The sequence below is a fragment of the Corynebacterium sp. HMSC056E09 genome (assembly GCF_001813425.1).
In the GTDB taxonomy this organism is placed as follows: domain Bacteria; phylum Actinomycetota; class Actinomycetes; order Mycobacteriales; family Mycobacteriaceae; genus Corynebacterium; species Corynebacterium hesseae.
Genome location: NZ_KV812473.1, coordinates 1 through 1,562 on the forward strand (window position 1 = coordinate 1; position 1,562 = coordinate 1,562).

1 rRNA gene is annotated in these 1,562 nt (G+C 53.1%); it reads right to left on the bottom strand.

From position 1 onward, the window contains the following. A 23S ribosomal RNA gene (locus tag HMPREF2912_RS13065) occupies window positions 1-1,535 on the bottom strand; the annotation flags it as partial. Window positions 1,536-1,562: the final 27 nt, after the last annotated feature.

Below are 1,562 nucleotides of genomic sequence, written 5' to 3' on the forward strand. Positions count from 1 at the left end.
GTATCCGCGGTGGTTAGTATCAGTGCTTTATCATGGGCGCGGATATACGGGTACCAGAATATCAACTGGTTATCCATCGACTACGCCTGTCGGCCTCGCCTTAGGTCCCGACTCACCCTGGGAAGACGAACTTGACCCAGGAACCCTTAGTCATCCGGCGGGAAGGATTCTCACCTTCCAATTCGTTACTCATGCCTGCATTCTCACTCGCACACACTCCACGCCGCCTTACGGTAACGCTTCAACACATGCACGACGCTCCCCTACCCAACACATAAAGTATTGCCGCGGCTTCGGCGGTGTGCTTGAGCCCCACTACATTGTCGGCGCAGGACCACTCGACCAGTGAGCTATTACGCACTCTTTCAAGGATGGCTGCTTCTAAGCCAACCTCCTGGCTGTCTTCGCGATCCCACATCCTTTTCCACTTAGCACACCCTTAGGGGCCTTAACCGGCGATCTGGGCTGTTTCCCTCTCGACTATGAAGCTTATCCCCCACAGTCTCACTGCCGCACAACACAATTAGTGGCATTCGGAGTTTGGCTGACATTGCTAAGATTGTAGTCCCGCTCAACCAACCAGTAGCTCTACCTCCACCAAGCTAATGCGACGCTGCACCTAAATGCATTTCGGGGAGAACCAGCTATCACGGAGTTTGATTGGCCTTTCACCCCTACCCACAGCTCATCCCCGCAGTTTTCAACCTACGTGGGTTCGCGCCTCCACAGCATCTTACTACTGCTTCACACTGGCCATGGGTAGATCACCCCGCTTCGGGTCCAGGACATGCCACTAAACACCCCATGAGGATTCGGTTTCCCTACGGCTACCCCACACGGGTTAACCTCGCGACATGCCGCTGACTCGCAGGCTCATTCTTCAAAAGGCACGCCATCACACACATACAGGTGCTCTGACGGATTGTAAGCACATGGTTTCAGGAACTATTTCACTCCCCTCCCGGGGTACTTTTCACCATTCCCTCACGGTACTCATACACTATCGGTCACACTGAGTATTTAGGCTTACCGGGTGGTCCCGGCAGATTCACAGCAGATTCCACGAGCCCGCTGCTACTCGGGCAACCCAACAACCCATGCATTGAAGCCTTCAACTACGGGACTATCACCCTCTACGGTAGGCGTTTCCACACCACTTCACCTAACAACAACACACAAGCAAACCAGTGGTAGCTGATTCACATTGGGGCCCACAACACCGCACACACAACCCCTACCAAGTATCACATGCACACGGTTTAGCCTCATCCACGTTCGTTCGCCACTACTAGCAGAATCATATTTTATTTTCTTCTCCTACGGGTACTGAGATGTTTCACTTCCCCGCGTAAACCCCCACAACAGCTATGAATTCACTGAAGGGTAACACCCCATAACAGGTGCCAGGTTTCCCCATTCGGACATCCTCGGATCAACGCTCTATTGACAACTCCCCGAGGCTTAACGCAGCCTTACACGTCCTTCATCGGCCCAGCATGCCAAGGCATCCACCATGCGCCCTAAATAACGAACACACAACCAACACAACAACCACCACAAAA